Genomic DNA, 26,385 nt, shown 5'->3' with positions numbered 1-26,385 from the left:
TCCTGGTCATGCGGCCACGGCGCGGCGCGCGGGCGTGCTGGTGCGATCCAGGCGCAGCGTCATGCAGTAAGCCCCGCCGCCGGAGAGCATGTACGGCGACAGGTCTACCTCGTGCAGCCGGTAGCCGCGCCGGCCCAGTTCGCCGCGCAGATGCGGCGTGGTGCGGGTCATCACCACGTGGTCGTCCAGATTGACGGCGTTGACGCTGAAGTGGCGCAGGTCGTCCTCGGTGGCCTCGATGCGCAGTGCCGCCGGCACGCGCGCGTGCAGGGTGCGCAGCGCCGCCGCCGAGAACGCGGGCGGGTAATAGAGCACCTCGCCGCCGGCCAGCGGGCAGAAACAGACGTCGAGGTGATAGCTCTGCTCGGTGGCCAGTTCCAGCGCCACCACCTCCTGTCCAAACTGCGCGCCGACGGCATCGGCGGCCTCGCGCGAGGAGCGCGGACCGAAGCCGGCCCAGAAATGGCCGCGCTGCGCGTCCCAGATGCAGTCGCCCGCCCCTTCCTGATAGCAGCCCTCGGGCAGCGTGATCACGCTGTCGAGCAGACCGCGCGCGCGCAGCGCGTCGAAGATTGCCGCGAACGGCGCTTCTTCGCCCCGGCGCTGCGGGTAGCGGAAGCGCGCCAGCACGGCCTTGCCGTCGAGCACGACCGCCGCGTTGGCCGGGAACACCATGTCGGGCTGGCCCGGCGCCCCTTCGGCCACCTCGACGGCAAACCCGGCGGCGGTCAGCGCGGCGTGGAGCGCGTCGAACGACGCCCGGGCCTGGCGATGCATGCCGCGCGGGTCGCGCGCCCAGGCTGCCGGGTCCATCCACGGGTTGATGCTGTAGGACACGTCATAGAACGTGGGGGCGATGAGGAGGATGGTCGGGCGGTCGGTCACCTGGGCTCCTTTGTCTGTTGTGGCTGCCGTGCGTGCATTGTGGTGCCCGCCCGCGCCAACAAATAGCCAGCAAGATGGACAAAATGCGCGCACGATTCGACAATTCGCCAGCATAGGGCGACAAATCGCCAGAGGAGCCCCCGATGGACGCCACCGACCGACAACTGTTGAGCCTGTTGCGCGACAACGCCCGCACGCCCGTGACGGCGCTGGCCAAGGCGCTGCGCGTCTCGCGCGCGACGGTGCAGAACCGGATCGACAAACTGGAGAAGGAAGGGCTGATCGTCGGCTACACGGTGCGACTCAAGGCCGAGGCCGAGCCACACCGCATCCGCGCCTGGATGACGGTGGCCGTGGAGGGCAATCGCGCCCGGCAGGTGCTGCAGGCCCTGCGCGGGGAGCCCAATGTGCAGACCCTGCATACGACCAACGGCCGCTGGGACATCATCGCCGAACTGCGCGCGGACACGCTGGAGCAGTTCGACCGCACGCTGGACCGGATCCGGCTGATCGAGGGGATCTCGGCCACCGAAACCAGCATCCTGCTGACCAGCTACAAGCTCTGACCGACCCCGCGCACCGCGCGCACTGCCCCGCGCAGCCGCTCGCGGCGGGTTTCCTCGTGCATCACATGGCCGCTCGGGGCCAGCAGGTCGCGTAGCGAGACGATGCCGACGATGCGCATCGTCGCCACGCTCTCCACCACCGGCAGGCGCGCCACGCTCAGTTCGGCCATGCGGCCGGCGGCGGCGCGGCCAGTCAGCGCGGGCAGCAGCGCGGCGGGCGCGGCATCGCCCTGCCCCGCCACCAGATCCCCGCAACGCAGCCCCTCATGGCCGCTCGCGTCCCCGGCATGGGCCGCGACGATGGCCGTGCGATGGAGCATGCCGACCAGCCGGCCCGTGCGCACCACCGGATAGGCGCGATGGGCGGCGTGGTCACCGAAGTAGCGTGGCAGGGCGTCGGCCACGGGTAGTTCGGCGTCGATGGTCACTACGTCGCGCGTCATCAGTTCGTCCACGTGGGCGCGTTCGAGCGGGTCCACGCCGTACTCCCGATAGATATGGAGCCCGCGCCGGGCGATCTTCTCGGTCATGATCGACCGCTTCATGGTCAGCACCGAGAAACCGTAGGCCACCGCCGTGGTCAGCAGCAGCGGCAGCAGCGCCTCGCTGTCGTGCGTGAGGCCGAAGGCGAACACGATGGCAGTCAGCGGCGCGCCCAGCACGCTGCCGAGCACGCCGGCCATGCAGACCAGCGCCCAGAGCGCCGGGGAGCCGCCCGGCAACACCGGCGCCAGCACCACGCCCAGCCCGGCGCCGAGCATCAGCAGCGGCGCCAGCACGCCGCCCGAGGTACCCGAGCCCAGCGCGGCAATCCAGATCACGGCCTTGACGGCCAGCAGCGCCACGGCCACCTCCAGCGCGAGGCGGTTGTTGAGCAGGTCGCCGATCACGTCGTAGCCCACGCCCAGCGCGCGCGGCTCGAAATAGCCGCCAATGCCCACCACCAGCCCGCCGATGGCCGGCCACCACATCCAGTGCAGGCGCAGCTTGCCGAACGCGTCTTCGGTGCGATAGAGCGCCAGCGTCAGCCCCGCGCCGAGCACGCCACACAGCAGCCCGGCCAGCACGCACGAACCCAGCGCCAGTGTGCTGGCCGGCGCGGTCTGGAGCGGGAACAGCGGGCCGGCCTCGAACACGAACGGCCGCAGGAAGCCCGCCACGGCGCAGGCCAGCGCCACCGGCAGCAGGCTGCGCGGGCGCAGCTCGAACAGCAGCAGCTCGATGGCCAGCAGCACGGCGGCCACCGGCGTGCCGAAGATCGCCGTCATGCCGGCGCAGGCGCCCGCCACCAGCAGCGTCTTGCGCTCGGCGGCGGTCAGGTGCAGGTACTGGGCCAGCAGCGAGGCGATGGAGCCGCCGGTCATGATGATCGGCCCCTCGGCCCCGAACGGCCCGCCGCTGCCAATCACGATGCCGGACGACAGCGGCTTGAGCACGGCCACCTTCGGCGACATGCGGCTCTTGCCGAACAGCACCGCCTCGATGGCCTCGGGGATGCCGTGGCCGCGGATCTTGTCGCTGCCGTAGCGTGCCATCAGGCCGACGATCAGCCCGCCGATGGCCGGCACGACGATTACCCAGGGGCCCAGCGCGTGGCTGGCCGGCGAGCGGTCGGCGAAGGAGATCGTCTGGAAGAAGAACAGGTTGGTGAAGAAGCGGATCAGATTGACCAGCACGAAGGCGGCGCCGGTGCTGATCGCGCCGATGGCCAGCGCGATGCCGGCCAGCATGGGCAGGCGGCCGTTGGCGGCGTAGTCGCGTTTCTCGAACGGGACGGGGTCGGAATGTGATGAGGGAGGCATAAGGGGGGGGCGGGGGCAGGGGGGCGCAGTCCGGAGGCCGGCGCAATATATCATGCGATGATATATTTGCGGACCCCCGCATTCTGAGCGCCCCTGCTCCCCGATATCGATGCCCGCCGCATTCGACACTTCCCAACCCGTTGCCAAGGCACGTGCCTGGCTGCGCACTTTCGTGCCGATGCCGATCGCCGCGAGCCTTGGCGAGCGCCTGAAAAGCTGCCTTGGCGCGCTGATCGGCCTGTTCCTGACCGAGTGGATCTGCCGCCGCTTCCTGCAGGGCTTCAACCCGTGGTTCATCGCGCCGATGGGCGCGTCGGCCGTGCTGCTGTTCGCCGTGCCGTCCAGCCCGCTGGCCCAGCCGTGGTCGATCATCGGCGGCAATCTGGTCGCCGCCACCGTGGGCGTGGCCTGCGCGCGCTGGATTCCGGACCCTGGGCTGGCGGCCGGCGTGGCCGTGGCGGGCGCCATCGCCCTGATGTTCCAGCTCCGCTGCGTGCACCCGCCCAGCGGTGCCGTCGCCGTCACGGCGGTGCTGGGCGGCCCGGCTGTGCAGGCGCTGGGCTTCGGCTTCGTGGTGATGCCGGTGGCCATCAATTCGATGCTGCTGCTGCTGGCCGCCCTCGCCTTCAACAACTTCGCCCGGCGGCGCTATCCGCATCGGCCGCCCGAGGCCGCCACGCAGCATCACACCCGCGACGTGCCGCCAAGCCAGCGCGTGGGCGTGACGCGCGCCGACCTGGACGCCGTGCTGGCCGCGCGCGGCGAGTTCCTGGACATCGAGGAAGACGATCTCGAGGCCATCATCGTGGAGGCCGAGCTGCGCGCCTATCGGCGCCGCTTTGGCGATGTGGCGTGCGGGGACATCATGTCGCGGGACGTGGTGGCCGTGCGCCCCGGCCAGGCCGCCGCGGACGCCKCCGCGCTGCTGGCGCGCCATCACATCAAGGCGCTGCCCGTGGTGGACGGCCGGCGCCGCCTGCTCGGCATCCTCACCCAGACCGACTTTTTCCGCGCCCAGCGCATGCACTCGCGCCGCGTGAACGGCACCGTGCGCGACCTGATGACCCGCGCGGTGGTCACCGCGCGCCCCGACCAGCCCATCGTGGAGCTGGGCCGCGCCTTCTCCGACGGCGGGCTGCACCATGTGCCGGTGATCGACGACAACCGCTGCGTGGTCGGCATGGTCACGCAGACGGACCTCGTGGCGGCCCTGCTGCGCCGGGGCGTGACGGAGCCGTGATGGCGGCTTGAGGCGCCGGCCCTCTCCACGAAGTCTCCGCCCCACATCCCGCCTCCCATTACACTCATCCAGGCCAGCGCCCCCGGCGGCGCTGTCATCGATTTCCGCTATGCTTACGGCGTTTCCGTCACACGGCCGCCCCTGGAGATCTGCCCGATGAGTTCCGGACAATTGATTGAAAAGCTCGCCGCCGTCTTCGCGCTGATCGTGTTGATCGGCGGTTCGCTGCTGGTACTCGCCCCGTTCGCCACCGCGCTGCTGTGGGGCGCGATCCTCGCGTACGCCTCCTGGTACCCCTATACCGTACTCACGCGCTGGCTCGGCAACCGGCGCGGCATCGCCGCCCTGATTTGCGTGCTGATTTCCACGGTCATCGTGCTCGGCCCGTTCGTCTATGCCGGCGCCAGCCTCTCCGGCCATCTGGACGATCTCCAGGCGCTGGTCGAACGCTATACCCAGCACGGCATTCCCCAACTGCCCGAATGGCTCAGCAGCCTGCCCTTCGTCGGCAACCAGCTCGCCAACGCGTGGCAGGAGGTCATCACCGCCGACTCCGAGATGGTGGCCAACCTGCGCAAGCTGATCGCGCCGGTCGGCCATGTGCTGCTGGGCGCGGGCCTGTCGATTGGCGCCGGGCTGGGCCAGCTGGCGCTCTCCATCGTCCTGGCGTTCTTCTTCTATACCGGCGGCGAACTGGCCGTGCAGTGGCTGCGCGGCGGCATGCGCCGCGTGGCGGGCGAGCGCGCCGACCACCTGCTGGCGCTGGCCGGCAGCACGGTCAAGGGCGTGGTCTACGGCGTGCTCGGCACCGCCTTCATCCAGGCCGTGCTGGCCGCCATCGGCTTCTGGATTGCCGGCGTGCCCGGCGCCGCCATCCTCGGCTTCATCACCTTCTTCCTCTCCGTGGTGCCGATGGGCCCGCCGCTGATCTGGATTCCGGCCGCGCTGTGGCTCTACCACTCGGGCCACACCGGCTGGGCGATCTTCATGGTGATCTGGGGCGGCGCCGTGGTCGGCATGGCGGACAACGTGGTCAAGCCGTTGCTGATCAGCAAGGGCACCGGCCTGCCGCTGATCTGGATCATGATGGGCGTGCTGGGCGGAGCGCTGGCCTTCGGCTTCCTCGGCGTGTTCATCGGCCCGACCGTGCTGGCCGTGGCCTACGCGCTGCTGCGCGACTGGACCATCGGCACGCAGGAACGGCCGCCGATGACCGCCGTCACGGCCACGCCGCCCAAGACTCTCACTCCGGACGCATGACGCCGGCGCCGCACGCTCCTCCCGACACCCCGCAGGACCTGCCCCCGGATCTGCACCGGCTGGTGGCCTGCGAATACTGCGACGCGCTCTACGAACGCACCGCGCTGGCCCCCGGCGAGCGCGCCGCCTGCCTGCGCTGCGGCGGCCCGCTCTACCGCGAAAGCTCGCGCGCCTACCGCCGCCTGCTGCCGCTGGTGGTGACGGCGCTGATCCTGTTCCTGATCTCCAACGCCTTCCCCATCGTCGAGATGGACCTCAAGGGCGTGCGCACCCAGACCACGCTGATCGGCGCCGTGCAGGCGCTGTTCGCGGACCAGATGGCGCCCGTGGCGCTGCTGGTCTTCGCCACCACCATCCTGTTCCCGCTCTCCGAGATGCTGATGATGGGCTACCTGCTGGTGCCGATGTCGCGCCGGCAGATGCCGCCCGGGTTCGACCGCATCGTGCGCGGCATCCGCCAGACCCGGCCCTGGGGCATGATCGAGGTGTTCATGATCGGCGTGCTGGTCACGCTGGTGAAGCTGTCCACCATGGCGCAGGTGCTGCCCGGCGTGGCGCTGTGGTCGTTCGGCGCGCTGGTGATCGTGCTGGCGGCGATGCTGTCGTTCGATCCGCGCGACCTGTGGCACTACCTCGAGCCGCCCGGCGCGGACGAGGTGCCGCCCCGTGACCGGAGCCCAGCGCCATGAAGACGTTCAGGCTACCCGACAACGACGACGACGCACCGCTGCCCCAGGTGCCCACGGCCACCTCGCGCGGGCTGGTGTCCTGCCACGCCTGCGACCTGGTCAGCCCGCGTACGCTGGAAGGCCAGCCCTGCCCACGCTGCGGCGCCACGCTGCACCATCGCAAGCCGGCCAGCCTGGCGCGCACCTGGGCGTTCTTGCTGGCCGCCTATATTCTCTATATTCCCGCCAACCTGCTGCCGGTGATGGTCACGCAGTCGATCCTCGGCACCCAGCGCGACACGATCCTCTCGGGCGTGATCTACCTCTGGGTGTCCGGCTCGCACCTGCTGGCCGGCGTGGTGCTGATCGCCAGCATCGTCGTGCCGCTGCTGAAGATGATGATCCTGACGCTGCTGCTGGTCTCGGTGCACCTGCGCACGTCGTGGCGCATCCGCCAGCAGACCAGGCTGTACTGGCTGGTGGAAATCATCGGCCGCTGGTCGATGCTCGATATCTTCGTGGTGGCGCTGCTCGCCTCGCTGGTGCGCGCCGGCGCGCTCGCCACGATCATCCCGGGCGGCGGCGCGATGGCCTTCGGCGCCGTGGTCGTCCTGACCATGATGGCGTCGCTGAGCTTCGATCCGCGCCTGCTGTGGGACTCACTCGAATTGCCGGAATCCAACGATGCCCGACACTGACAACGCCGCTCCACCCCTTCCGCCCCCGCCGCCCCCCGGCGGCCTGCCCCAGCCCGCCCGGCGCAAGCCCGCGCGCTGGCTGCCCTCGCTGGTCTGGCTGATCCCGATCGTCGCCGCCGTGGTGGGCATCTCGCTGCTGATCAACACGCTGGCCTCGCGCGGGCCCGACATCACGGTGACCTTCCGCACCGCCGAGGGCCTGACGCCGGGCAAGACCGCCGTGCGCTACAAGGATGTCGATATCGGGCTGGTGAAGTCCGTGCGGCTGGCGCCGGACCGCTCGCACGTGGTGGCCATCATCGAGCTGACCAAGGATGCCGAGAACTTCGCCGTCAGCGACACGCGCTTCTGGGTGGTGCGACCGCGCTTTGCGGTCAGCGGGGTGTCCGGGCTGGAGACGCTGCTGTCCGGCGCCTATATCGGCGTGGATGCCGGCAAGTCGCAGTCCAGCACGCGCAGCTTCACCGGGCTGGAGGTGCCGCCGGTGGTCACCACCGATGCCTCGGGCCGGCAGTTCGTGCTGCGCGCGCAGGACCTGGGCTCGCTCGATATCGGCTCGCCGGTCTACTACCGCCGCGTGCAGGTGGGCCAGGTGGTGGCCTACCAGCTTGAGCCGAACGGGCGCGACATCACGCTGCGGGTGTTCGTGAACAAGCCGTACGACACCCTCGTCACCGCCGATACCCGCTTCTGGCACGCCAGCGGCGTGGACCTGAAGCTCGATGCGGGCGGGCTCAAGCTCTCCACGCAGTCGCTGGTGACGGTCCTGCTGGGCGGCGTGGCGTTCCAGTCGCCCGACAACTCCTCGGCCCGCACTGCCGCCGCCGAGAACACGCAATATCTGCTCGCCGGCGATCAGTCGGAGGCCATGAAGGAGCCTGATGAACTGGCGCCCGCGCTGGCCGTGCTCAACTTCGACCAGTCCGTGCGCGGGCTGACGCCGGGCGCACCGGTGGACTTCCGTGGCGTGGTGGTGGGCACGGTGCGCTCCATCGGCATCGAGTACGTGCGCGACAAGAAGGCGTTCCGCATGCCGGTGGTGGTGGAGTTCTATCCGTCGCGCATGGGCTTCCGTGAACGCGACGTGGCCGACGAGGAGCGCAAGCGCGCCATCGTGCAGGGGCTGGTCAAGCGGGGCATGCGCGCGCAGCTACGTACCGGCAACCTGCTGACCGGCCAGCTCTACGTGGCGCTCGACTTCTTCCCGAAGGCGCCGCCGCCGACCGACATCGACCTCAATGCGGCGATGCCGGAACTGCCGACCACGCCGGGCACGTTCGACGCCCTGCAGGCCAAGCTGGGCGATATCGTCAACCGCATCGACAAGGTGCCGTTCGACCAGATCGGGCAGGACCTGCGCACGGCCATGGCCTCGATGAACGCGATGATGGCCTCCGCCGACAAGCTCGTGGCCCAGCTCAACGGCGACGTGGCCCCGCAGGTGCTGGCCGCGCTGCAGGACGCGCGCCGCACGCTGACGGCGGCCAACGGCACGCTGGCGTCTGACGCGCCGTTGCAGCAGGACACGCGCCGAATGCTGCAGGAACTGACGCGCACGGCTGTGTCCCTGCGCGCGCTGACCGACTACCTGGAACGCCACCCCGAGGCGCTGCTGCGCGGCAAGGCGGAGAAACCATGATGAAGCGATCTGCTGAGAAGAAGAGGATGGCGCCGGCCGTGCTGGCGGCTCTCGCCGCGCTGGCGGTGCTGGCAGGCTGCGCCTCGCCCGAGCCGCGCTACTACACGCTGGCGAACGGCGAAGCCACGGCGCCTGCGGCGGCCACGACTCCGATCTGGATCGAGGTGGCCCCGGTACGGGTGCCCGAGCGGCTGAACCGACCCCAACTGGTGGTGGCGGACGGCAGCGAAGGCGGGCTGAAGCTGCTCGACCTGTCGCGCTGGTCGTCGCCGCTGCCGGACGAACTGCGCGACGCGCTGTCCCAGCAGTTGCAGGCGCGGCTCGGCGCGGTGGATACCTACCAGCAGGGTCTGTCCGAAGTGACGCCGGTGTACCGCGTGACCACGGAAGTGGTGCGGCTCGATGGCGATCTGGGCCAGCGCGCTGCCGCCACCATCGCCTGGACCGTGCGCAAGCTGCCCGACGGCAAGGTGCTGAGCGGCCGCACGCAGACCGAGCTGCCCGCGCCGGGCCAGGTGGACGGCATGGTCACCGCCTACCGCCAGATCGTGGCGACCACCGCCGCCGACATCGCCGCCGGCGTGCAATCGCTGCGGCCCTGATCCTTATCTATTAGTCAGTCTTCCGGGCCGCCGGCTTCCAGCGCCTGCGCCCGGCGTGCGGCGCGGCGCCGGTCCGCCTCGCCCATCGCAGCCAGGCAGACCTCGGCGTCGCCAGCCACCAGCCGCACGCTGCAGGCCAGCATCAGGTTCTTGGGCAGGCCGAAGTCCTCCACCACGTAGCCGCGCGCATCGAGCGCCTCGCCATCGGCATCGGTGCCCACGCGCACGCGGTCCAGCAGCGTGCCGGCATCGGCCGAATAGGCCCACACCGGCTTCTGGAGCGCCACCGCGAAACCCACTTCGAACGCCGTGCCGCTATCCGGCTCGCCCGGGCCGCGAAAGTCATCGAGATTGGCCATGACGAGGTCCGCGCGGCGGATCAGCGCGAGATTGGCCTCATAGATCCACTGCGCGGTGTCGGGGCCGGAGAGGCCGGCCGGCGCAGCCTTGTCGAGCGGATACAACCCTTCGTAGCCGTGCTGGGCGCACAGCGCCTTGAGGTGCGCGCCGTGGGCAAGCGCGTCCTTGCGGAAAACGTCGAATCCGGCGAGATAGATCGATTTCATGGGGCGTGAGGTGTGGGCATCCGTCGTGGGATGCCAGCTTACCGGATGCCAGCCACCTCAGGGGGTCAGCGCCGGGTGCCGCAGCGCGTGCGCCGCCTCGGCCATGTGCTGGCGGTACGCCTTGTCGTCGCGCGCCAGGCCCAGTTCGCCGTTGAGGTAGGCCATGGCCAGGGCCTGGAGCGCCGCCGGATGCTCGCGCTCGGCGGCGGCTTCGTACCAGTCCGTGGCGCGGGCGTCGTCGCGCGGCACGCCCTCCCCGTCGCGGTAGGCGTTGGCCAGCAGGAACATGGCCTGCGCCACGCCGCCCTCGGCTGCCACGGTGAGCCAGCGCACGGCTGCCGGGGCGTCCGGCGCGCGGCCATAACCGCCCCGGCACAGCAGGCCCAGGTAGTACGCGGCGCCTGCATCGCCGGCGCGGGCGGCGGCTTCGAGGTGGGTCCAGGCGCGCGGGAGGTCCGGCTGGCGCACCGACAGTTGCCCCAGCATCGACGCCTTGCCGAGCACGAAGTGGGCGCGCACGCTGCCGCTGTCGGCAGCCAGGCGCAGCCAGCGCTCGCCATCGGCGCGCGAGAGCGCGTCGGGGCGGGCCAGCAGCGTCTCGCCCAGCGCGGCGCGGGCGGCGGTCTCGCCCGCATCTGCCGCCCGAGCCAGCCGCGACAGCGCGTCGGCATCGGCGGCCATGCTGGCCATGCGCTGCCACTGCGCCAGTTCGGCCTGGCGCGCCTCGGCATGGTGGCGCCACGCGGCGGCACCGGCCACGCCGGCTGCGGCCACCGTCACCGCCACCAGCGCGGCGGCGAACAGCGGATGGGCCCGGCGGCGCCGGACGGATGGGGGAAACGGGGCGGCGACAGTAGCGGCGGTCATCAGAGGCTCAGATCGATCTTGTACTGCGACAGGTTCTTGTTCGCGCCATCGTCGGCCTTATCGAGCGTGATGTTGGTCAGGCCCGCATCGACCGCCTGCTGGAGCATGCCCACGCCCGAGCTGAACACGACCTTGCCGGCCGTCGTCACTGGCGTGAAGCGCCAGCTACGGGCATTACCGTGCGCCGCACGCGTCACATTCGCCGCGTTCTTGATATAGGCGATCAGCACGTCGCGGTTGGCGTCCGGCGAGGCGTACACGGTCTTCGTGCCATCCAGCCCCGGGAAGTTGCCGCCACCGCTGGCGCGGTAGTTATTGGTGGCGACGATGAACGACATCGCTGCCGTGACCGGCGCGCCCTGGTAGGTCAGGTTCTTGATGCGGCTGCCCACCGGCTGGGTGACGTCGATCTCGTACTGCATGTCCACCGAAGTGAACATGTCGAAGTTGTAGCCCGGGAAGCTGCTGATCAACTGCTGGTCCGTGGCCAGCACCGGGTTGATCTGGTTGAAGCGCTTGGCGGCCGTCTCCAGCCACGCCTTGACCTCGTCGCCATTCACCTTCACCGCGTAGACCGTGTTCGGATACAGGTACAGGTCGGCCGCGTTGTTGATCGCCAGATTGCCGGCGGAGACGTCGGTGTAGTCGCTGCCGCCGCCGAAGCCGCTCTTGAACGGCGCGGAGACCGACAGCACCGGCAGGCTGGCCAGCGCGGGCTGGTTGGCGGTGAGGTAGTCCTTCACGTACTGGGCCTGGGCCATGTTGACGATCTGGATCGCGCCGGGGTCGCCCACATCGGCAAAGTAGCTCGACATGCGGTAGTTCGTGGCGCCGATCGGCGTCTTCACGTACTGGATGGTGGCCTGGTGCTCGGTGTCGATGGCGGCTGCCACGGAGGCGTCCGCCGCCACATAGGTCTTGTCGGCGTTCTGGATCGAGCGCGCCTGGACCGTGGTGCCGGCGCGGTCCACCGACCACTTGCTGCCGTCATAGGCCAGCGCGAGGTTGATCACGCCCAGGTGCTTGCCCCAGTAGTTGGCCATCACGGTCGGCACGCCGTTGACCGTCCCCTTGACCTTGTCCACGCCGGGCAGGTTGAACTGCGGCACGGTGCTGGTGGCGTCCGGGAAGATCTGGTGCGAGTGGCCGATCAGCATGGCGTCCACGCCCGCCACCTTCGACAGGTGGTAGCTGCCGTTCTCCATGTCCGGCGAATAGGTCGAGTTGTCCAGCCCGCCGTGGGAGATCACCACGATCAGGTCGGCGCCCTTGGCGCGCATCTCGGGGATGTACTTCTGGGCGGTTTCCACCGCGCCTTCCGTATAGACCTTGCCGTCGAGCCAGCGCTTGTCCCAGCTCAGGATGGCCGGCGGCGCGAAGCCGATGATGCCGACCTTGAGCGGCGCGGTGACCGGCTTGCCGTCCGGGCCCGTGGCGGTGACCGTCTTGGTCAGGATCGCGTAGGGCTGGAACAGCGGCGCGCGGGTCTTCACGCTGTAGACGTTCGCCAGCACCTGCGGGAACTTCGGCCCGGCGCAGACCGTCTGCGTGCCCGGCTCGGGCAGGCCATCGACATTGAAACGGCTGCCCGTGACCTGGCTCAGGTACGGCAGGCCGTAGTTGAACTCATGGTTGCCGATGCCGCCGCCGTCGTAGCCGGCGGCGTTCATCACCTTGTACATCGCCAGCGTCTCGCTGCAGGCCACCGGCTTCACCAGCGCCTGGTAGTCGGACAGCGCGGTGCCCTGGATGGTGTCGCCGTTGTCCAGCAACAGGCTGTTCGGGAATTCCTGGCGGGCGGCCTTGATCAGCGTGGCCACGCGCTCGAAGCCGAGCGACGGGTCATCGGCCAGCTTGAAGTAGTCGTAGCTACGGACGTTGGTGTGCAGGTCGGTGGTTTCCAGCAGCGCCAGTGTGGCCTTGGTGCCGGCCGGCACCGTGGCCGCCGGCGTCCCGCCATTGCCGCCATTGTTGTTGGTGGGGCTGTCGTCGGAGCCGCACGCGGCCACGATGGCCACCGTGCCGGCCAGGAGCGCCGCGAGGGTGGCGGACTGCAGACGGGAGATGCGGTGTGACATGGTCTCGGATTCCCTTTTTGCGTGTTTTTTGTTGTGCTGCTGTGCGCTGGGGATTTTGGTGAGCCAAGGCGTCAACGCTGTGACAGTCGCGGGATGGGCCGCCTTGTGTCATTTTGTGTCGTTTACAACACATATTGCCCGACAGGACTATTCGATCCGGCTGAAGATGGCTATACGCCCCGGCGGATTGACGCAGCGCTATATAGCAACTTATATTGCGCCTGTGACGTCCAGGCGACCTACCCCTCTCATATGACTCCCTTTCTCCGCCGCACCGTTTTCGCCGCCGCCCTGACCTTTGGCGCCGCGCCCTCCGCGTTTGCCGCCGACCTCGTGGTCTCGGCCGCCGCCAGCCTGACCAATGCGTTCAAGACGCTGGCCGAGCAGTATGAGAAGGTGCATCCCGACACCAAGGTCGTGCTGAACTTCGGCGCCTCGGACGTGTTGATGCAGCAGATCGTGCGCGGCGCGCCGGCGGACGTGTTCGCCTCCGCCGACCAGGACGCGATGAACAAGGCCGAGGCCGAGAGGGTGATCCAGCCGGCCTCGCGCAAGGATTTCGCCGCCAACCAGGTGGTGCTGATCGTGCCGACCGACAGCAAGCTCGGCATTGGCGCGCTGCGCGACCTGACCCGGGCGGATGTGAAGCGCGTGGCCTATGGCAACCCGTCGTCGGTGCCGGTGGGCCGCTATACCAAGGGCGCGCTGGAGGCCGAAAACCTCTGGGAAGCCGTCTCCGCCAAGGGCGTGCCGGCGCAGAACGTGCGCCAGAGCCTGGACTACGTGGCGCGCGGCGAGGTCGACGCCGGCTTCGTGTTCGCCACCGACGCGGCCATCATGCCGGACAAGGTGAAGGTGGCCGTACGCGTGCCGAACCGCACGCCGGTGACCTACCCCATCGCCATCACCACGCAGACCAAGCAGCCGACGCAGGCCGCCAGCTTCGTGCAGTACGTGCTGTCGCCGGACGGCCAGGCCGTGCTGGCGAAGTACGGCTTCCAGAAGCCGTAACCCCCTTTTCAGGATCTCCGCATCGTCATGGATGGCATCTGGACCCCGCTCCTGCTCTCGCTCAAGGTGGCGGGATGGGCGACGCTGCTCAACGCCGTGCTGGGCGTGGCGGCGGCGTATGGCATCGCGCGCTGGCGCTCGTCGGCGCGGGATGTCGTCGATGCGATCCTGACCCTGCCGCTGGTGCTGCCGCCCACCGTGCTCGGCTACTACCTGCTGGTGCTGGTGGGCCGGCGCGGCGTGTTCGGCGCCTGGCTCGAATCGATCGGCATCACGCTGGTCTTCACGTGGCAAGGCGCGGTGCTGGCCTCCACGGTGGTGGCGTTCCCGCTGGTGCTGAAGTCCGCGCGGGCTGCCTTCGAGGGCGTGGATCACCAGCTTGAGAACGCCGCCCGGGTGCTGGGCGTGTCCGAGACCGGGATCTTCTTCCGGGTGACGCTGCCGCTGGCGCTGCGCGGCATCGTGGCCGGCGTGCTGCTGGCCTTCGCGCGCGCGCTGGGCGAGTTCGGCGCCACGCTGATGATCGCCGGCAACCTGCCGGGCCGCACCCAGACGCTGTCCGTGGCCATCTACGAGGCGGTGCAGGCTGGCGATGACAACACCGCCAACCTGCTGGTGCTGGTGACGTCGGTCACCTGCGTGGTGCTGCTGGTGATTGCCGGCCGGCTCGTGCCGCCGGCCGCGCGTGGTCTTGGCGATAGTTACGAGCGGCGCCGCTTCCGGCGCGGCCCGGCCACGCGCTGACGGTGAGATCGCCATGAGCATGCACGTCACCATCCGCAAGCGCATTGTCACGGCTGACCGCCAGTTCGCGCTCGACATCGACTTCGATTCCGACAGCCGGCGCATCGCCATGTTCGGCCCGTCCGGCGCCGGCAAGAGCCTGACGCTACGCGCGATTGCCGGGCTGCTGGCGCCCGACAGCGGCCGCATCGTCCTGAACGGCCGCGTGTTGTTCGACAGCGAGACCGGCGTGGACGTGCGCCCGCAGGAGCGCCGCGTGGCCTACCTGTTCCAGGACTACGCGCTGTTCCCGCACCTGACCGTGGCGCAGAACATCGCCTTCGGGCTCAGCCAGGGCTGGCGCAACCCGGCGCGCCGCGCGCTGCCGCCCGAGGCTGCGCGCTGGGTGGATGCCTTCGGGCTGCGCGAGATCGTCAACCAGTATCCGATCCAGATTTCAGGGGGACAGAAGCAGCGCGTGGCGCTGGCACGCGCGCTGGTGGCGCAGCCGGACATCGTCCTGCTGGACGAGCCGTTCTCGGCCCTGGACCCTGCGCTGCGCACGCGGATGCGCGCCGAGCTGCGCGCGCTGCAGGAGAGCCTGGACGTGCCGATGGTCGTCATCTCGCACGACCCGAAGGACGTGGAAATACTGGGCGACCACGTGCTGGAGATCCGCGACGGCCGCATCCACGGCGGCGGGCGCGGCAGGCAGCATCCGCCGGTCTACGCTCCGCAGCAGCCCGCGCACGCCATCTAGTCAGGCCATCGTCCCAAGGATCACGCTGGAGGCCTTGAAGATCGCCAGGGCGCGGACACCCTCTTTCAGCCCCAGATCCGCCAGCGACCCATTGGTGATGATGGCCGCCACGGTGCCGCCGCCGTCGAGGTCGAGCACGATCTCGGCATTGACGGCGCCCGGCACCACGCGGGCCACCACGCCCGGCAACTGGTTGCGGGCGGACAGCCGCATGCCCGGATCGGGCAGCCCGATCAGCACCGACGACGCCTTGACCAGCGCGAACGCCTCGGCGCCGGGCGCCAGGCCCAGCGTCTCGACGCTCTCGTGGGTAATCGTCGACACTACCTGCTGGCCGCCCGAGAGCGTCAGCGTGACTTCGTCATTGACTGCGCCACTGCGCACGGCGGCCACGCGGCCGAACAGCTTGTTGCGGGCACTGGTCTGGATCATGAGGCGCCTCATCAGGTGGATGTCATCGGGATTGGCGTCGGAAATCGCCCCGCCCAGCTTGTCGAGATAGGCGACGAAGCGGGCGTGCTCGGTTTCCATCGCCCGGTAGGTGCGGATCAGCCGCTCGGCGCGTTCGGTCAGCCGCGTGCCGCCGCCGCCCTTGCCGCCCGCGGCGCGCGAGACCAGCGGCTCGCCGGCGCTGTTGTTCATAGCGTCGATGGCGTCCCACGCGGCCTTGTAGCTGATGCCCACCGCGCGCGCGGCGGCGGTGATCGAGCCACGCTCGCCAATGGCGGCCAGCAGCGCGATGCGGTCGCGTCCGCCCCAGTCCTGCGTGCCGGCGCGAAACCAGATGGCGCCTTGGAGTTCTAGCATGTGGAGGTGTACGGTTGCCGAGGTGCGGCTATGGTACTGCGAAGCGGTGCCCCCGGCGACCTCCCCGCCCCGTCAGCTCTGGTGCGCCGGGATGTACCAGCGCATCACGCTGCCGGCGAAGTATTGCTTGTCCAGCTGGCGCAGCAGGCGCCATGCGGTGAACGGGTCCACCGCCAGGTCCACCCAGGCCCACGGGTGATTGGGATCGCCATCGCGCACCAGTTCCACCGAGTTCACGGGCGCGTAGCCCTTGAGCTTGTCCCGCAGCATGTCCTCGGTCACATCCCGATGCAGCCCACGGATCAGTACCTGCATTACAGCCTCTCCTGGTTACCAAAGTCTTGCGCCGCCGCGCTACGCCATGATGTGCACGCCACCGTCCACGTAGACCGTGTTGCCGGACAGCCGGCGCGCGTAGGGCGTCGCCAGGTAGGCCGTGGCGAAGCCCACGTCCATGATGTCGACCAGTTCACCAAGCGGCGCGCGGCCGGCGGCCTCCGCGAGCAGCAGGTCGAAGTCCTTGAGCCCCGAAGCCGCGCGCGTCTTCAGCGGCCCCGGCGAGATCGCGTGCACGCGGATGCCCTGCGGCCCCAACTCGTGCGCGAGGTAGCGGCAGCTGGCCTCGAGCGCGGCCTTCACCGGCCCCATCAGGTTGTAGTTCGGCACCACGCGGTTGGCGCCGTCGTAGCTCATCGCGAACAGCGTGCCGCCTTCGGTCATCAGCGGCACCGCGCGGCGCGCCATGCGGATGAACGAGTGGCACGAGACATCCATGGCCCGGGCGAAGCCGTCGGCGGACGAATTGAGCAGCCCGCCCTGGAGGTCCGCCTTCGGTGCGAAGGCCACCGAATGCACCACGGCGTCCAGCCGGCCCCAGTCCTCGGCGATGCGCGCGAACAGCGCAGTCATCTGCGTCTCGTCCTCCACGTTCAGCGGCATGAAGATTGGGGCGGCGACCTGTGCCGCCAGCGGCGCCACGTGCGGATGCGCCTTGTCGTTGAGGTAAGTCATGGCGATCTCGGCGCCCAGCTCGCGGAACGCGCGCGCGCAGCCCCAGGCGATCGAGTCTTCATTGGCCACGCCCACCACCAGCACACGGGCGCCGGCCAGCGGCGGATTGGGTACCTGCACCATGGCGCGGCCCTCCTCAGGTGGCAGAATCGGTGGCCGCACCGGCCTCGGCGTCGCGCGTGGCCGGGCTGCTGTGGTCCGCGCCGAGCACGGCGGCCACCTGGCGATAGCGCGCCAGCCAGTCCTCATCGAGCGGCCCGCCCACGGTCAGCACACGATGCGCGAGCACCATCACGCGGCGCCGCTCCTTCATGTCCGGCACCAGCGCCGGCAGCGCCTGCAGCGCCGCGGCGGCATCGAGGCTCACCACATAGCTCTGGCGCCAGACCGCGTCCTTGAACTGCGCCAGCGTCACGCGCTTCTCCGGCGGGTTCTCGCGCGCGAGCTTGCGCAGCAGGTTGAACGGCCGCTCCTCGATGGCGGACTTGCCCTCCGTCACGTAGGCCAGGATGCGCGTGAAGGCGTCGAGCGCGGTGCCCTCGCCCACGTGCGCCAGCGCCTCGCGCTTGCGCAGTTCGGCCACCTCCGCGCGCAGCGCGTGGATGGCCGGCGACTCCGCGCGCCGCGCCGTGGTCTCCATGCCGAGCATCGCCGGCAGCCACGGCGTGGCGTAGAGCGATTCGAACCACTGCTCCTGCCAGGCATCGCGCACGTCGCGGTACTGGTTCAGCATCGTGACGATCTGGTCGGACATCGCCGTCTGCATCGCGATGAACGGGTTGTCGGCCGAAACCGGCTGGCGATGCTCGCGCACCATCGGCGCCAGCGCGCCGACCCAGGCCATCAGCGGATTGGTGTCGCTGGCGAGCTTGCGCTCCATGCGCGAGGGATGGGTCTCGCGGATCGCCTCGGCAGTGACTTCGGTGGCGGCGGCGCGGACGAACGGCGACGCATAGGTGTCGTACAGATGCTGGTTGATCTCGGCCACGCGGCGCACCACCTCGAACGGGCGCTCGTCGTCTCGACCATCGTCGAGCGCGAGGATATCGTCGATGGTGCGGCGCTCGAAGCGGACCAGGTAGCGGCCTTCGATCAGGTCGCGATGCGAGGTCCCCGGCGCCACGTCCTCGATCTTCGCTTCATAGAGACCGGGCGGCAGCACGTCGATCAGGTCGAGCGCGCAGAACAGCTCGGTGTGCTCGCGGTTGGCCACGCTGGCCGAGACGAAGATGCCGAGGTGGCCAATCGACGGATGCAGGCAGTAGACGATGGTCTGCTGGTTGGCCACGATCTCGTCCACGTTGGCGTAGAGATCGGGGATCCAGTTCAGCGCCTGCTGGGGCGGCGTGATGTTGTCGCCCCAGGACGCGAATACGATCACGGGCGAGCGCACGTTGCGCAGGTCGATCACGGTCTCGCCATCGGCGCTGTGGATCTCACCGGCGGTCAAGTGGTTGCCGACGAACAGGTTCTGGACGATCCAGTCGATCTCCTCGCGGTTCATCAGGAAGTGGCCGCCCCACCAGCGCTCGAACTCAAGGAAGCGCGGGCCTTCCGTATCGGCCTTGGCGTAGACGTTGTAGAGCTTTTCCCAGAGCGCGTTGGCCGGGTTGAGCTTCTCGAAGTTCTGCACCAGCCACGCGCCGTCGAAGCGGCCGTTGCCCATGTCGGCAGCCAGCGAGGAGAGCCACGAGCCGCCGAGCAGGCCGCCGCTGTAGCGCATCGGATTCTTGCCGCGCACGCCGGCCCAGTACGCCACGGGCGCGCCGGCCAGCAGGATCGGGCCGGTCACGTCGGGCGCGGCGGCGGCCAGGATCAGCAGCGCCCAGCCGGCCTGGCAGTTACCGACCACGAACGGCTTGCCCGGCGCGTTCGGATGGCGCTCGGCCACCGCTAGCAGGAAGGTGGCTTCGAGCCGCGCCACGTCCTCGATGGTCTGCCCCGGGCAGGGATCGCGGAAGAAGGTGATGAAGTAGCACGGATGGCCGCCACGGATGGCGTTGCCGATTTCACTGTCGGCCTTGAAGCCGCCGATGCCGGGGCCATGGCCCGCGCGCGGGTCCATCACCACGAAGGGGCGCTTGTCGGGATCGGTCGGATTGGCCTCCGGCGGGACGATGCGCAGCAGCGCGTAATTGACGGGCTTGGGCATCGTGCGCCCGTCCATCAGCAATTCATGTTCGAACACCAGCACGGGCGGCATGCCACCGCGCTCGTGCTCGGCCGTCTCGTTGCCGCGCCGGCGCAGGATGTCGAGGAAGAGGATGCTGCGCTGCCAGGCGTCGACGCCATACTCCCAGGCGGCCTGGGCCAGGGGATGGGCAGCGTAAGCGGAGATTGCCGAGAGATCTGGGAACGGCGGAGGCGATGCGGATTCATCTTGCGCGGGAGCGGGACCGCTCCCGGCGGGTTGGCGTGCATTCATTCCGATTCTCCCCTCTGGGAAGGTGTGGAGGTGGTCAGACGGGTCGCAGCGGCGTACTAGGCGCCTGTTGCGATGCAGCAAGTAAAAATCTACCAGCCTCGGCGGACGAAGACAACCGATGGCGCAGATTCGTGCAATTTCCGCGCCGGATATGACGCTGGCGTGTCATCGTCGCCCGACCTATACTCGCAGATGCCGTTTGCGCAATGCAGCATCCTTGGCCCCCGGGGGATGCCTGCCCGACTCCAGAATTTTGGTTCCAGGGAACGCTGCCCATGCTCACACCTACGTTGGACCCGTCCGCGTTGCCGCCCACCGGCGACAAGTACGCCATGCTGCTCGCGCGCTGCGCGGGCCTGCCGCCGATTCCCACCGCCGTGGCCCATCCGTGCGACTACAGTTCGCTCGATGGCGCGCTCGAGGCGGCTCGGCTCGGCCTGATCGTGCCGCTGCTGGTCGGCCCCGAAGTCCGCATCCGCCATGTCGCGGCGGAACACGGGCTGTCGCTGGAAGGCACCCGCATCCTCGACGTCCCGCACAGCCACGCCGCCGCCGCGCGTGCCGTGGAAGCGGTGCGTGCCGGCGAGGCCGAACTGCTGATGAAGGGCAGCCTGCACAGCGACGAGCTGATGCACGCGGTGGCCAGTTCGGCGAGCGGCCTGCGCACGGGCCGGCGTCTCTCGCACGTGTTTGCGATGGACGTGCCCACCTATCACAAGCCGCTGTTCATCACCGACGCGGCGGTCAACATTTTCCCCACGCTGAACGAGAAGGCCGACATCGTCCGCAACGCCATCGACCTGGTGCGCGTGCTCGGCATCGAGACGCCCAAGGTGGCGATCCTCTCCGCCGTGGAAACCGTCACCGACAAGATTCCGTCGACCATCGACGCGGCGGCGCTCTGCATGATGAGCCGGCGCGGCCAGATCGAAGGCGGCATCCTCGACGGCCCGCTGGCCTTCGACAACGCGATCAGCAAGGCCGCAGCGGACACCAAGGGCATCCACTCCGAGGTGGCCGGCGACCCCGACATCCTGCTCGTGCCGGACCTCGAGGCCGGCAACATGCTCGCCAAGCAGCTCACCTTCCTGGCCGGCGCCGAGGCCGCCGGCATCGTGCTGGGCGCACGGGTGCCGATCATCCTGACGAGCCGTGCCGACAGCGTGCGCGCGCGCATCGGCAGTTGCGCCATCGCCGTGCTGCTTGCGCACGCGCGCCGCACCGCCGCCGCCGTGCCCGCCTGAGCGCGATGCCAGCGCCAAGACAGTCGCCAGGAGAATCATCTTGAGTACCGTCCATCCCGTGATCCTCGTTGTCAACGCCGGGTCATCGAGCGTGAAGGTTTCCATCTACGTGGTGCCCGAGTCGGCGCATCACAATGTCGATATCCAGCCCGAACTGGCCGCGCACGGGCAGATCGAGGGCATCGGCGTGGCGCCGCGCCTGACCGCGCGCATGGCCGATGGCCGCGTCGTGGCCGATGAGCAGTTTCCCGTGGAGCAGGTGGCCGACCACGATGCCGCCTTCCGCCTGATTCGGCTGACGCTGAGCGTGGGCCTGCGCGATACGCCACCGGTGGCGGTCGGCCATCGCGTGGTGCATGGCGGCGCAGACTTCGCCGATGCGGTGGCGATCGACGACAACGTGATCGAGCGGCTGGAGGCCCTCGTCCCGCTCGCCCCGCTCCACCAGCCGCATAACCTGACCGCGATCCGTGCGGTGCGCGCCGCCGTGCCGGAGCTGCTGCAGGTGGCCTGCTTCGACACCGCCTTTCACGCCGGCCACGACCCGCTCGCGCAGTTGATGGCGCTGCCGTACGAGTACTACGAGCGCGGCATCCGCCGCTATGGCTTCCACGGGCTGTCTTATGCGTATATCGCGCGACGGCTGCGGCAGGTGGCGCCGGATCTGGCCGAGGGCCGTGTCATCGTGGCGCATCTCGGCAACGGCGCCAGCCTCTGCGCGATGCGCGAGGGCCGGAGTGTGGAATCGACAATGGGACTGACCGCGCTGGATGGCATGCCGATGGGCACGCGCTGCGGCAATATCGATCCGGGCGCGGTGCTGTGGCTCGCCGCGCAAGGCATGGAAGCCGATGCGATCCAGGCCATGCTGTACGGCCAGTCGGGGCTCAAGGGGATTTCCGGCATCAGCAGCGACATGCGCGTGCTGCTGGCCAGCAACGAGCCGCGTGCGGTGCTGGCGGTGAACTTCTACGCCTATCGCGCCGCGCAGGAGATCGGCAAGCTGGCCGTCACGCTGGGCGGGCTCGATACGCTGGTGTTCACGGCAGGCATCGGTGCGAACTCCGCCGAGGTGCGTGCGCGCATCTGCGCCTACCTCGACGGGCTGTTCGGCGTCCGCCTTGACGAGCAGGCCAATGCCGCCAACACCCAGCGCGTGAGCCGCGACGACAGCCGCGTGCCCGTGCTGGTGCTGCCGACCGACGAGGAAGGCATGATTGCGCTCTCCACCGCGCGCATCCTGCGCGAGCGCGGCGGACTGTAGTAGCGGCGGCGGCCGGGCTCAGGCTTCGAGATAGTGGCCGCGCAGGCGGTCGATATCGACGCGAAGCCCATCGGCCAGATAGGCCTCCAGGCCGCCGTGCGCCTGCTCGATGGCGGCGATCGACGCCTCCAGGTATTCCGGCCGCACCTCGAGCAACGGCATGATGACGTCGGGCGGCACGCCCAGCGCCTCGGTCCGCGCGAGGATCGCCTCGTTGAAGCGGCGGTTCCAGTGGTTGGACTCGAGGTAGTTGGCGACGATGTCGTCCCGCGCCACGCCAAGCGCGGACAGCAGCAGCAGCGACGCAAAGCCGGTGCGGTCCTTGCCGGCAGTGCAGTGGTAGTACAGCGTGCCGCCTGTCTCCGCATTGCGCAGGAAGCCACCGAACGCGTCGCGATAGCGCACCGGGAAATCGCGGTAGACATCGACCATGAAGGCATGGACCTGCGCCGGCGTGCTGTCACGCAGACGCGGCATCAGCACGTCCATCGCCATGCTGCCCTCCAGCACCGGCACGGGAATCCAGCGGAAGCGCTCACCGAAGGCGGCCTCCTGTGGGGACTTCTCGCCAGTCGAGCGGAAGTCGATGACCATGTCGAGGCCCAGCGCATGCAGGCGATCCAGGTCCGCCACGCTGGCCAGCGCAGGATTGCCGCTGCGAAAGAGCTTGCCGTGACGCACGCGGCGCCCATGCGCGCCGACGAGGCCACCGAGGTCACGTGCGTTGCTGATGGTCTCCAGCGGCAGGCACGGACGGATGTGTGTTGCGTGAGTCACCATGTCGGTGTCCGGTTAAGGGTGATCGAAGGGTTTTCAACATCGTCCCCAATTATTTCAGATCGAGGACACGCGGCGCCATCGGGAATCGCCCAATGTCCGCAATCCGTTGCGCCGCCGTGACGCACCGTGTGTCGCCCCCGATGCCTGATCTTGCAGAGGCTTGATCCTGGACAAATCGCGCTGACGCGGTGCCTTGGCATGGGCAGGCACGCTTCTCATAATGCGTGGGTCGACCGCGGCGACCCTGCGTGACGACCGCGTCGACAGGCTCATCCACTTAGGAAGTCAAGATGCCTGACCCGCATATCTCTGCTGCACCCGCCGCCGCCATGTCGGCGCCCGTCACCCCCAAGGTGACCCTCCACTGGGGCTTGTACCTCGCCCTCGCCGTGCTCGCCGCGGTACTCCTGATACCTACGCCCGAAGGGCTTCCCATCGCCGGGCAGCGCATGCTCGCCATCCTCGCCTTCGCCGTGGTCGTGTGGATCACCGAGGCGGTGACCTACGAGACCAGCGCGATCATGATCACCTCGCTGATGGCGGGCCTGATCGGCTTCGCGCCGACGGTGGCCGATCCCACGGTCAACTACGGCACCTCGCGCGCGCTGGGCATGGCGCTGGCCGGCTTCTCGAACACGGCGCTCGCGCTGGTGGCGGCCGCGCTGTTCATCTCGGCCGCGATGACCGTGACGGGGCTCGACCGGCGCATCGCGCTGGTCACGCTCTCCGCCATCGGCACCAGCACGCGCCGCATCCTCATCGGCACCATCGCGGTCACGATCATCCTCAGCCTGGTCGTACCCAGCGCCACCGCGCGCAGCGCCTGCACGGTGCCGATCATGATGGGCGTGATTGCCGCGTTCGGCGTGGACAAAAAGTCCAATACCGCCGCCGGCATCATGATCATGGTGGCGATGGCCACCAGCGTGTGGAACGTCGGCATCCAGACCGCCGCCGCGCAGAACCTGCTGACCGCCGGCTTCATGGACAAGCTGCTCGGGGAGCGCGTGACCTGGCTGCAATGGCTGATCGCCGGCGCGCCGTGGGCGCTCGTCATGTCGGCGGTGCTCTATTTCCTCGTGCGCTGGCTGCTGCCGCCCGAAACCGATGCGATTGCCGGCGGTAAGGAAGCCGTGCAGCGCGAACTGGCCGCGCTCGGGCCGATGACCGGCCCGCAGAAGCGTCTCGCCGCCGTCGCCATCGGCCTGCTGGTGTTCTGGGCGACCGAGGGCAAGCTGCACAGCTTCGACACCGCGACGATCACCTTCGTCGGCCTGGTAATCCTGATGCTGCCGCGCTTTGGCGTGATGGACTGGAAGACCATGCAGGCGCGCACGCCGTGGGGCACGCTGATCGTATTCGGCGTCGGCATCAGCCTTGGCACCGCGCTGCTGACCACGCAGGCCGGCCAGTGGCTCGGCAAGTTCGTGGTCACGCATTCCGGCCTTGCCGACCATGGCGTGCTGATGGTCTTCGCGGTGCTGTCCGCGTTCCTGATCCTGATCCATCTGGGGTTCGCCAGCGCCACCGCGCTGACCGCCGCGCTGCTGCCCATCCTGATCTCGGTGCTCCAGACGCTGCCGGGCGACATCAACAAGGTCGGCATGACCATGCTGCTCGGCTTCACGGTCAGCTTCGGCTTCATCCTGCCGATCAACGCGCCGCAGAACATGGTCTGCCTCGGCACGGACACCTTCAACGGCCGACAGTTCGCCCGCGTGGGCATTCCGCTGACGATCATCGGCTATGGCCTGATGCTGCTGTTCGCGGCCACGTACTGGCGCTGGCTCGGCTGGGTCTGACCGCCGTCCCCGCCAACAAGACGCCCCCATCACGAAACCCGTGCTCGAATTAAGGCGGGCGATCGGCAATTTCCGAATCGTCATCGGACCCATGGCAAAATATGCGCCATGCAACGCCTCTGGTCCGCCTTCGTCAAACTCGTCCTGCTCGCCGTACTCGGCGGTGCGTTGCTCATCGCCTTCGCCGTACTGGTGGCCGACCGCCAGCTACCGTCGCTCGACTCCCTGACCGCGTTCCGCAAGACGCCGGACTATGTCGAGCTACGCCAGTTCCCGCCGGCGCTGCGCGAGGCGGTGGTGGCCATCGAGGATGACCGATTCTATCTCCATGACGGCGTGGACTACGTCGGCGTGATGCGGGCCGGCATCGCCAATCTGTCGGACGACCTCTCCCAAGGCGCGTCCACCATCACCATGCAGGTGGCGCGCAACTTCTTCCTGTCGCGCCAGAAGACCTACACGCGCAAGCTCTACGAAGTGCTGATGGCCTACCGCATCGAGCGCGCGCTGACCAAGGACGAGATCCTTGAGATCTATCTGAACAAGATCTACCTGGGCCAGGGCGCCTATGGCTTCGACGAGGCCGCCCAGACCTACTTCGCCAAGCCCGTGGCCCAGCTCTCGCTGGCCGAATGCGCGATGCTGGCCGGCCTGCCCAAGGCGCCATCGGCCAACAATCCCGTGGTCAACCCGCGCCGGGCGCGCCAGCGGCAGACCTATATCCTGCTACGGATGATGGAACTGGGCCGTATATCGCGCGCCCAGTACGACGCCGCGCTGCTCGAGCCGCTGCGCCTGCGCTGAATTTGGGCTGACCTCGGCACTTCCGCTGTCAGCCGGCGCCCGACTGCGCGCGCAGCGCCCTGCATGCTAGCCTCCCCGCAAGACGATCACGGAGAGCCTGCCATGGATGGTATCTGGGGAGAGGTCTACAGCACGCTGCGTTCGGAATTTGCCGATATCCCCGATGTCGCGGAACTGACCCGCATTCTCACGCGGCTCACGCTCGCGATCGTGCTGGGCGGGCTGATCGGGTTCGAGCGGGAAGCGGCCGGCAAGGCCGCCGGCTTGCGCACGCACATGCTCGTGGCGCTGGGATCGGCGCTGTTCGTGCTCGTGCCGCTGATGGCAGGCATGGAGGTCGCGGACATGAGCCGCGTGCTTCAGGGCGTGGCGTCCGGCATCGGCTTCCTGGGCGCGGGCGCCATCATCAAGCTCAACAGCGAGGAAAACATCCAGGGCCTGACTACGGCCGCCAGCATCTGGACCGTGGCCGCCATCGGCGTGGCTTGCGGCCTCGGCCGCGAAAGCACGGCCGTGGTCGGCACGCTGTTCGGGCTCGTGATCCTGCAGGTGCTCTATCGGCTCAAGAAGTAGCACGATGATCTTTCGCGCCCGCTAGCATGCACGGCGGGCTAGAGATATAGAAGAACCCTGAATCTGCATGGCGATTGAGCCTTGATCAAACGCCTCTGAGTTACCCCAGCCAAAGCATTTCCACCCCCTGAGAATCCGTTTATCGTGCGGCGCGCAAGGCACGCGTCGCACGACGCGTTGTCCTTGCAGCAGGCTTTATCAGGCTGACAACGGAGCGCAAAGGCATGGCGGATCTTGGGGAAGAACTGAAGGCTTACGGCGGCGCGCTGGACGAGGGGCTGACCGGGCGTCAGGCCTATTTCCTGGCGGT

At 68.9% G+C, this 26,385-nt stretch carries 25 protein-coding genes; 15 read left to right on the top strand and 10 right to left on the bottom strand.

Annotated elements, in window-relative coordinates:
• Positions 1 to 6: 6 nt before the first annotated feature.
• On the bottom strand, positions 7 to 885 hold the full coding sequence (locus tag AC1DP9_RS22095; protein WP_092298225.1) for a dimethylarginine dimethylaminohydrolase family protein: 879 nt from the start codon (positions 883 to 885) through the stop codon (positions 7 to 9).
• A 143-nt stretch (positions 886 to 1,028) separates the two neighbouring features.
• Between AC1DP9_RS22095 and AC1DP9_RS22090 the strand changes: the two genes are divergently transcribed.
• A complete protein-coding gene (locus tag AC1DP9_RS22090) occupies positions 1,029 to 1,451 on the top strand; it encodes an Lrp/AsnC family transcriptional regulator (RefSeq protein WP_092298223.1) in 423 nt (140 codons plus the stop codon).
• On the opposite strand, the gene AC1DP9_RS22085 is transcribed toward AC1DP9_RS22090, so the two are convergent.
• Positions 1,439 to 3,253 (bottom strand): chloride channel protein, encoded by a 1,815-nt coding sequence (locus AC1DP9_RS22085; RefSeq protein WP_477108502.1) that lies wholly within the window; start codon positions 3,251 to 3,253, stop codon positions 1,439 to 1,441. The genes AC1DP9_RS22090 and AC1DP9_RS22085 overlap by 13 nt on opposite strands.
• Before the next feature lie 109 nt (positions 3,254 to 3,362).
• On the opposite strand from AC1DP9_RS22085, the gene AC1DP9_RS22080 reads away from it, so the two are divergent.
• The 6 genes from AC1DP9_RS22080 to AC1DP9_RS22055 all read left to right on the top strand — a co-directional run bounded on the left by AC1DP9_RS22080 (position 3,363) and on the right by AC1DP9_RS22055 (position 9,360).
• Positions 3,363 to 4,493, top strand: a complete 1,131-nt coding sequence (locus tag AC1DP9_RS22080; protein ID WP_477108501.1) for an HPP family protein — start codon at positions 3,363 to 3,365, stop codon at positions 4,491 to 4,493.
• 156 nt (positions 4,494 to 4,649) lie between these two features.
• Positions 4,650 to 5,753, top strand: a complete 1,104-nt coding sequence (locus AC1DP9_RS22075) for an AI-2E family transporter (RefSeq protein ID WP_092298214.1) — start codon at positions 4,650 to 4,652, stop codon at positions 5,751 to 5,753.
• Positions 5,750 to 6,442, top strand: coding sequence for a paraquat-inducible protein A (locus AC1DP9_RS22070; protein ID WP_092298211.1), 693 nt, complete (start codon positions 5,750 to 5,752; stop codon positions 6,440 to 6,442). The genes AC1DP9_RS22075 and AC1DP9_RS22070 overlap by 4 nt, the downstream gene beginning before the upstream one ends.
• The gene (locus AC1DP9_RS22065; RefSeq protein WP_477108500.1) at positions 6,439 to 7,119 is read left to right on the top strand and encodes a paraquat-inducible protein A; all 681 of its coding nucleotides are present in this window, start codon (positions 6,439 to 6,441) and stop codon (positions 7,117 to 7,119) included. The genes AC1DP9_RS22070 and AC1DP9_RS22065 overlap by 4 nt, the downstream gene beginning before the upstream one ends.
• A complete protein-coding gene (locus AC1DP9_RS22060) occupies positions 7,106 to 8,758 on the top strand; it encodes a PqiB family protein (RefSeq protein ID WP_092298205.1) in 1,653 nt (550 codons plus the stop codon). The genes AC1DP9_RS22065 and AC1DP9_RS22060 overlap by 14 nt, the downstream gene beginning before the upstream one ends.
• On the top strand, positions 8,755 to 9,360 hold the full coding sequence (locus tag AC1DP9_RS22055) for a PqiC family protein (protein ID WP_477108499.1): 606 nt from the start codon (positions 8,755 to 8,757) through the stop codon (positions 9,358 to 9,360). The genes AC1DP9_RS22060 and AC1DP9_RS22055 overlap by 4 nt, the downstream gene beginning before the upstream one ends.
• Before the next feature lie 14 nt (positions 9,361 to 9,374).
• Here the strand turns inward: AC1DP9_RS22055 and AC1DP9_RS22050 are convergent, their stop codons facing one another.
• Genes AC1DP9_RS22050 through AC1DP9_RS22040 form a run of 3 tightly spaced genes read right to left on the bottom strand, consistent with a single transcriptional unit; the run spans position 9,375 to position 12,871 of the window.
• Positions 9,375 to 9,926: a nucleoside 2-deoxyribosyltransferase gene (locus AC1DP9_RS22050; RefSeq protein WP_477108498.1), complete on the bottom strand. Its 552-nt coding sequence runs from the start codon at positions 9,924 to 9,926 to the stop codon at positions 9,375 to 9,377.
• Between the two features lie 57 nt (positions 9,927 to 9,983).
• Positions 9,984 to 10,793 (bottom strand): tetratricopeptide repeat protein, encoded by an 810-nt coding sequence (locus AC1DP9_RS22045; RefSeq protein WP_477108497.1) that lies wholly within the window; start codon positions 10,791 to 10,793, stop codon positions 9,984 to 9,986.
• On the bottom strand, positions 10,793 to 12,871 hold the full coding sequence (locus AC1DP9_RS22040; protein ID WP_477108496.1) for a bifunctional 2',3'-cyclic-nucleotide 2'-phosphodiesterase/3'-nucleotidase: 2,079 nt from the start codon (positions 12,869 to 12,871) through the stop codon (positions 10,793 to 10,795). Before AC1DP9_RS22040 ends, AC1DP9_RS22045 begins: the two co-directional genes overlap by 1 nt.
• Positions 12,872 to 13,123: 252 nt before the next feature.
• Between AC1DP9_RS22040 and modA the strand changes: the two genes are divergently transcribed.
• The 3 genes from modA to AC1DP9_RS22025 are packed head-to-tail and all read left to right on the top strand — an operon-like array spanning position 13,124 to position 15,365.
• The gene (gene modA / locus AC1DP9_RS22035) at positions 13,124 to 13,882 is read left to right on the top strand and encodes a molybdate ABC transporter substrate-binding protein (protein ID WP_477108495.1); all 759 of its coding nucleotides are present in this window, start codon (positions 13,124 to 13,126) and stop codon (positions 13,880 to 13,882) included.
• A gap of 27 nt (positions 13,883 to 13,909) precedes the next feature.
• A complete protein-coding gene (gene modB / locus AC1DP9_RS22030; RefSeq protein WP_441591826.1) occupies positions 13,910 to 14,626 on the top strand; it encodes a molybdate ABC transporter permease subunit in 717 nt (238 codons plus the stop codon).
• Between the two features lie 13 nt (positions 14,627 to 14,639).
• A complete protein-coding gene (locus AC1DP9_RS22025) occupies positions 14,640 to 15,365 on the top strand; it encodes an ATP-binding cassette domain-containing protein (protein ID WP_092298186.1) in 726 nt (241 codons plus the stop codon).
• On the opposite strand, the gene AC1DP9_RS22020 is transcribed toward AC1DP9_RS22025, so the two are convergent.
• The 4 genes from AC1DP9_RS22020 to AC1DP9_RS22005 all read right to left on the bottom strand — a co-directional run bounded on the left by AC1DP9_RS22020 (position 15,366) and on the right by AC1DP9_RS22005 (position 19,608).
• Entirely contained in the window at positions 15,366 to 16,172 is an 807-nt protein-coding gene (locus AC1DP9_RS22020) for a TOBE domain-containing protein (protein WP_441644509.1), read from the bottom strand. It abuts the gene before it with no gap.
• A gap of 72 nt (positions 16,173 to 16,244) precedes the next feature.
• Positions 16,245 to 16,487 carry an RNA-binding protein gene (locus tag AC1DP9_RS22015; RefSeq protein WP_092298180.1) on the bottom strand — a complete coding sequence of 81 codons (243 nt, stop codon included), beginning with the start codon at positions 16,485 to 16,487 and terminating at the stop codon, positions 16,245 to 16,247.
• Between the two features lie 39 nt (positions 16,488 to 16,526).
• Positions 16,527 to 17,306: an enoyl-ACP reductase FabI gene (gene fabI / locus AC1DP9_RS22010; protein WP_477108494.1), complete on the bottom strand. Its 780-nt coding sequence runs from the start codon at positions 17,304 to 17,306 to the stop codon at positions 16,527 to 16,529.
• Between the two features lie 13 nt (positions 17,307 to 17,319).
• Positions 17,320 to 19,608 (bottom strand): DUF3141 domain-containing protein, encoded by a 2,289-nt coding sequence (locus tag AC1DP9_RS22005; protein ID WP_477108493.1) that lies wholly within the window; start codon positions 19,606 to 19,608, stop codon positions 17,320 to 17,322.
• A 275-nt stretch (positions 19,609 to 19,883) separates the two neighbouring features.
• On the opposite strand from AC1DP9_RS22005, the gene AC1DP9_RS22000 reads away from it, so the two are divergent.
• Both AC1DP9_RS22000 and AC1DP9_RS21995 read left to right on the top strand, forming a co-directional pair.
• The gene (locus AC1DP9_RS22000; protein ID WP_092298171.1) at positions 19,884 to 20,852 is read left to right on the top strand and encodes a phosphate acetyltransferase; all 969 of its coding nucleotides are present in this window, start codon (positions 19,884 to 19,886) and stop codon (positions 20,850 to 20,852) included.
• Positions 20,853 to 20,892: 40 nt separating this feature from the next.
• Positions 20,893 to 22,116, top strand: a complete 1,224-nt coding sequence (locus AC1DP9_RS21995) for an acetate/propionate family kinase (RefSeq protein WP_477108492.1) — start codon at positions 20,893 to 20,895, stop codon at positions 22,114 to 22,116.
• A gap of 18 nt (positions 22,117 to 22,134) precedes the next feature.
• On the opposite strand, the gene AC1DP9_RS21990 is transcribed toward AC1DP9_RS21995, so the two are convergent.
• Positions 22,135 to 22,896 (bottom strand): tyrosine-protein phosphatase, encoded by a 762-nt coding sequence (locus AC1DP9_RS21990; RefSeq protein ID WP_477108491.1) that lies wholly within the window; start codon positions 22,894 to 22,896, stop codon positions 22,135 to 22,137.
• A gap of 290 nt (positions 22,897 to 23,186) precedes the next feature.
• On the opposite strand from AC1DP9_RS21990, the gene AC1DP9_RS21985 reads away from it, so the two are divergent.
• The 3 genes from AC1DP9_RS21985 to AC1DP9_RS21975 all read left to right on the top strand — a co-directional run bounded on the left by AC1DP9_RS21985 (position 23,187) and on the right by AC1DP9_RS21975 (position 26,075).
• The gene (locus tag AC1DP9_RS21985) at positions 23,187 to 24,698 is read left to right on the top strand and encodes a DASS family sodium-coupled anion symporter (protein WP_477108490.1); all 1,512 of its coding nucleotides are present in this window, start codon (positions 23,187 to 23,189) and stop codon (positions 24,696 to 24,698) included.
• A gap of 108 nt (positions 24,699 to 24,806) precedes the next feature.
• Positions 24,807 to 25,502 (top strand): transglycosylase domain-containing protein, encoded by a 696-nt coding sequence (locus tag AC1DP9_RS21980; RefSeq protein WP_092298159.1) that lies wholly within the window; start codon positions 24,807 to 24,809, stop codon positions 25,500 to 25,502.
• Positions 25,503 to 25,604: 102 nt separating this feature from the next.
• Positions 25,605 to 26,075, top strand: a complete 471-nt coding sequence (locus tag AC1DP9_RS21975) for an MgtC/SapB family protein (protein ID WP_092298156.1) — start codon at positions 25,605 to 25,607, stop codon at positions 26,073 to 26,075.
• Positions 26,076 to 26,385 lie beyond the last annotated feature (310 nt).

This window comes from Cupriavidus sp. 01L43 (assembly GCF_056399925.1).
This window is presented reverse-complemented; position numbering and strand designations above follow the sequence as displayed.